The organism is Aeromonas sp. HMWF016, assembly GCF_963878195.1.
Classification (GTDB): domain Bacteria; phylum Pseudomonadota; class Gammaproteobacteria; order Enterobacterales; family Aeromonadaceae; genus Aeromonas; species Aeromonas lacus.
Genome location: NZ_CAWNWX010000118.1, coordinates 1 through 4,902, shown reverse-complemented (window position 1 = coordinate 4,902; position 4,902 = coordinate 1). Strand labels below are relative to the sequence as shown.

The 4,902-nt window shown below is 61.2% G+C and carries 4 protein-coding genes and 1 pseudogene; 1 reads left to right on the top strand and 4 read right to left on the bottom strand.

The window, feature by feature from the left end; genetic code table 11:
- Positions 1-1,290: pseudogene (locus AACS24_RS20650) on the top strand (basic amino acid/polyamine antiporter); the annotation flags it as partial.
- A gap of 111 nt (positions 1,291-1,401) precedes the next feature.
- On the opposite strand, the gene AACS24_RS20645 reads toward AACS24_RS20650, so the two are convergent.
- From AACS24_RS20645 to AACS24_RS20630, 4 genes are all read right to left on the bottom strand, one after another.
- Positions 1,402-2,241 (bottom strand): sterol desaturase family protein, encoded by an 840-nt coding sequence (locus tag AACS24_RS20645; RefSeq protein ID WP_108571850.1) that lies wholly within the window; start codon positions 2,239-2,241, stop codon positions 1,402-1,404.
- A 133-nt stretch (positions 2,242-2,374) separates the two neighbouring features.
- On the bottom strand, positions 2,375-3,118 hold the full coding sequence (locus tag AACS24_RS20640) for an amino acid ABC transporter ATP-binding protein (RefSeq protein WP_108571849.1): 744 nt from the start codon (positions 3,116-3,118) through the stop codon (positions 2,375-2,377).
- Positions 3,102-4,061 carry an amino acid ABC transporter permease gene (locus tag AACS24_RS20635; protein ID WP_033114390.1) on the bottom strand — a complete coding sequence of 320 codons (960 nt, stop codon included), beginning with the start codon at positions 4,059-4,061 and terminating at the stop codon, positions 3,102-3,104. The genes AACS24_RS20640 and AACS24_RS20635 overlap by 17 nt, the downstream gene beginning before the upstream one ends.
- Positions 4,062-4,157: 96 nt before the next feature.
- Positions 4,158-4,902: transporter substrate-binding domain-containing protein (locus AACS24_RS20630; protein WP_108571848.1), on the bottom strand; the 745-nt coding region annotated here is incomplete at its 5' end.

Here is a 4,902-nt window from a genome sequence, read left to right as displayed (position 1 = left end):
GCTGGGGCGTGACGGGGGGGGGGCATCCTGGCGCTCGCCATGAGCTTCCTTTACCTGTCGCGGTTAAGGCCGGATCTCGACGGCGGCATCTACAGCTACGCCCGCGCCGGTTTCGGCGATCTGGTGGGCTTCTTCTCCGCCTGGGGCTATTGGCTCTGTGCCACCATCGGCGTGGTGGGTTATCTGGTCATTGCCTTTGCGGCGCTGGGCAGTTTTATCGATACCCCCGAGCAGATCTGGTTTGGTGACGGCAATACCCTGGCGGCTTTTGTCGGCGAGTCCTGCATCCTCTGGGCGGTGCACCTGCTGGTGGCCCGCGGTGTGCAGCAGGCGGCGCTGTTCAATCTGGTGGCGACTCTGGCCAAGAGCCTGCCGCTGCTGCTGTTTATCCTGTTCGCCTGCTACTGGTTCGACCCGGTCACCTTCGCGGCGGATCAGCAGGGCAGCACTCTGGCGGTGCCGGTCTCCGAGCAGGTGCGCAACACCATGCTGATCACCCTCTGGGTCTTTACCGGCATCGAGGGGGCGGCGGTGCTGTCGGCCCGCGCCAGAAACCGGCGGGATGTAGGCACGGCCACCGTGCTTGGGGTCGTGTTGGCGCTGCTGCTCTATGTGCTTATCTCGGTGCTGGCGCTGGGGATATTGAGTCGCCCTGAACTCGCGGCCCTGCCCAACCCCTCCATGGCAGGGCTGATGGCCCAGATGACCGGCTCGTGGGGCAAGCTGCTCATCAGCGTCGGTCTTATCGTCTCGGTGCTCGCCTCCTACGTGAGCTGGACGCTGTTCTCGGCCGAGGTACCCTTTAGCGCGGCCCGCCACGGCGCGTTTCCTGCCATCTTCCGGCGCCAGAACAGCAACGGCACTCCCATCGCATCGCTCTGGCTCACCAGCCTGACGGTGCAGACATGCCTGCTGCTGGTGTGGCTGCTCGGCAAGGGCTACACCAGCCTGCTGCTTATCTCCACCTCGATGATCCTGGTGCCCTACCTGCTGATAGGCCTGTTCTTGCTCAAGCTCTCTTGCAGCAGGAAGGATGAGGGGGGGCAGGGCTTAGGCCTGATGCGGGCGGTGGCTCTGGTAGCGAGCGGTTACGGCTTCTGGCTGCTCTATGCCGCCGGGGTGGAGTATCTGCTGCTGTCGCTGTTGCTCTACGGGCCGGGTCTGCTGCTGTTTCTTTACAGCCGCCGTCAGCTGGGCACAGATCTTTGCCTGAGCGGTCGCGAACGGTTGTTGGCCGGAGTGACCTTGCTAAGCCTGATCCCCGCCGTCTGGTCGTTCACCCATCTCTGACATCGAGGCGGTGACTGACCATAAAAGAGAGCGCCACCGTGGCGCTCTCTTGTTATCAGGGATTGGTTATCAGGGACTTGTTATCCGGGAGTTGCTATTCGGGGCGAAGGTTCAGCTGCTGGCAGGTCCGGCCGGTTTGCCAAACAGCACGGCGAGTTTTTGTCGCCATGGCTGGCCACGGGCATCACGCAGCATGTCGCGCCACTCGTGAAAGGTGAGAGTGAGGGGGTTGAAGCTATGGATCGGTTTGGTGATGCCAAAGCGGCACGGTTCGGCCGGATCTTCCTCGACAAAGGTGCCGAACAGCCGATCCCAGATAATCAGCACGCCGGCGAAGTTGCGGTCTATGTATTTGGCGTTGCTGGCGTGGTGCACCCGGTGGTGGGAGGGGGTGTTGAAGATCCACTCCAGCCAGCCGAGTTTGCCCACCACCTGGGTGTGGACGAAGAACTGAAAGCCCAGGCTCAGCAGCACGGTGGCGACCACCGCCTCGGGCGGGAAGCCGATGACAATCATCGGGATCCAGAACAGCCACATGCCGGAGACCGGATACATCAGGCTCTGGCGAAAGGCGGTGGAGAGATTTAGCCGTTCCGAGCTGTGATGCACCACATGGGACGCCCACAGCCAGCGCACATGGTGGCTGGTGAAGTGGAACAGCCAGTAACAGAGATCCTGCAATAGGAAGAGCAGCAATACGCTCCAGAAGTTCAGCTCGATATCGAACAGTCGCCAGCCCCAGAGGGTGTCATACAGATAAGCGATGGCAATGGCTGCCAGCGCATCGCCCCCCTGATGCATCAGGGCCAGGGTGGCATTGGCCAGCAGATCTTTCCACTGGTAGGTGGCGGTGGGAAAGGCCGCCCCATGCTTGCGCAGATAGACCATCTCCCAGCCGACAAACGCCAGAAAGAGGGGGGATAGGTAGAGCAGGATCAGTTGCACATCCATGAGCCGGTATCCATTCAGAGCGATTGCTCTCCAGCATAAAGGATGAAAGCAATATTTCATTAACATTTTCAGCGCGTGAGGGCTGGTAATCGGGAGAGGGGGCTCAGCCTCCTCTCCCGTGGTACGGCACTGGTTACAGCACCTGACTCAGGAACTGGCGCAGGCGCGGGGAGGGGGGATTGTCGAAAAACTCCGTTGGTTTCTCGTCCACCAGCAGTTCGCCACTCTCCATAAAGAGCACCCGATCCGCCACTTCCCGGGCAAAGCCCATCTCGTGGGTCACCACTACCATGGTCATCCCTTCGCGGGCCAGCCCCTTCATGACGTCCAGCACCTCCCCAACCATCTCGGGGTCGAGCGCACTGGTGGGCTCGTCGAAGAGCATGATGCGCGGCTGCATGGCGAGCGCCCTCGCGATGGCCACCCGCTGCTGCTGACCACCGGAGAGCTGGGAGGGGTAGCTGCCCGCCTTGGCCGAGAGCCCCACTTTGAGCAGCAGGGCCTTGGCGCGATCTTCGGCCTCCTTGCGCGATAGTCCCCGCACTTTTTGCGGGGCGAGGCAGATGTTCTCCAGCACCGTCAGGTGGGGAAAGAGGTTGAAGGACTGGAACACCATGCCCACCTCTTCCCGCAGCTTGTTGACATCGCCCGGCTGGGTCAGGCAGATGCCGTCCACCACGATATCGCCGTCGTTGATGGTCTCCAGCTGGTTGAGGGTGCGCAGAAAGGTGGACTTGCCGGAGCCGCTGGGGCCGACGATTACTACCACTTCCCCTTCGGCGACCTCGGTGCTGACGTTTTTCAGGGCATGCACTTCGCTGCCGTAGAACTTCTCTACACCGGTCGCTTTGATGATGGGATCAGTTGCTTTTCGCATATTTCACCTCGAGACGGCGCACCAGGAAAGAGAGGGTACCGGTCAGCACCAGATAGAGCAGCGCCACGGTGAACCACACCTCGAACGGGCTGAAGGTAGAGCTGACCACCTCGCGTCCCGCCTTGGTCAGATCGGTGATGGAGATGACCGACACCAGCGAGGAGTCCTTGATCAGGTTGATGAACTGCCCCGCCAGTGGCGGCAGTACCCGCTTGAACGCCTGCGGCAGTATGACGTAGCGCATGGTCTGGGCCGAGGTGAGACCCAGACTGCGACCCGCCTCCATCTGCCCCTTGTGAATGGAGCTGATGCCGGCGCGGACGATCTCCGCCACATAGGCACCGGTAAAGACGGCCAGTGCCGCGACCCCGGCTGTGAAGCGATCGAGGTTCAGCACGGTGCCGATAAAGAAGTAGACGATGAAGATCTGCACCAGCAGCGGGGTGCCGCGAATGAGCTCCACATAGGTGACGGCCAGATTGCGCAGGGCCGGGTTGGGGGAGAGTCGGGCCAGCCCGGCCAGGGTGCCGAGCAAAATGGCGAAGATGCCCGCCACCAGCGAGAGCTTGATGGTCATCCAGACGCCCCAGGCGATGGGGCCGGCGGTCCAGCTCAGCTGGATATCGAGGGCATCGCCACGAAAGACGGTATCCCCTTCGCTGACCTGCACACCGCTGGTCGCGATGGGCTGGCGCTGGTTGGGGTCGAGATCGTTTTGCAGGAACAGTTTGCCTTTCTCAGCGGCAGTGGTGCCGGCCACCACGGTGCCGTCAAACTCGGCGTAATTCTTCTGTTCGGCCTGATAGGCGATGTACTGGGGAATGCGTTCCCAGCGCCAGGTGTAGTCAACGGATTGCACCGCCTTGTAGATGCCGAACACGGCCACCAGCAACATCAGCAAAAAGACGCCGTGCCAGAGTAGCGGGTTGGGCTGTTTTTCCATCTGTCTTGTCGGTTTGGGTGTGTGCACAGTCACAACCTCTTCTCGTTATTGTGTGGGGTGTTGCGAGAGGGGGCGGCAAGGCGCCCCCTTTTGAGGTTATTTGAGCTGACTCAGCCAGGCGTTGGATTCGAACCACTTCTTGTAGAGGCGGTCGTAGCTGCCGTCGCCCTTGATTTGGCGCAGGTAGTTGTTGAACCAGTTGAGGGTGTCCTGATCTCCTTTGCGGATGGCCCAGGCCAGCGGCTCGAAGGTGAACGGCTTGTCGAGGTGTACCACGGCGCCCTTGTTCTGGGAGGCGAAGATGGCGTTGTAGGGCAGGTCGTAGACGAAGGCATCGACCTTGCCGTTGATCACTTCCAGCTTGGCGTCATCCTGGGTTTCAAACTGCAGCAGGGTGGCTTTCGGGATGAGGCGCTTGACCGCCTGCTCGCCGGTGGTGCCGAGCTTGACCGCAATCTTGTATTTCGGGTCGTTGAGGTCGGTGAAGGATTTGATCTCGGCTGCCTTGTCCTTGCGCACCACTATGGTTTGGCCGACCACGATGTAGGGATCGGCAAAGTTGACCCGCAGGTTGCGCTGCGGGGTAACGGTCATGCCGCCCATGATGACGTCGAACTTGTTGGTCAGGAGCGCGGGAATGATGCCGTCCCACGCGGTGTTGACGAACTCGACCTTCACGCCCATCTCCTTGGCGACCATCTTGGCAAGATCGACGTCAAAGCCGATGTACTGGCCCTGTTTGTTGGTCATCTCGAAAGGTTGATAGCCGGCGTCGAAGCCAACCCGCAGCACACCGCGCTCCAGCACGGCATCCAGGGTTGAGGTGGGGGTAGTGGCGGGG

What these genes read in the sequence shown, in the direction of transcription:
- AACS24_RS20645 (WP_108571850.1), bottom strand. Translation starts at nt 2,241, where the DNA reads ATGGATGTGCAACTGATCCTGCTCTACCTATCCCCCCTCTTTCTGGCG.
- AACS24_RS20640 (WP_108571849.1), bottom strand. Translation starts at nt 3,118, where the DNA reads ATGCGAAAAGCAACTGATCCCATCATCAAAGCGACCGGTGTAGAGAAG.
- AACS24_RS20635 (WP_033114390.1), bottom strand. Translation starts at nt 4,061, where the DNA reads ATGGAAAAACAGCCCAACCCGCTACTCTGGCACGGCGTCTTTTTGCTG.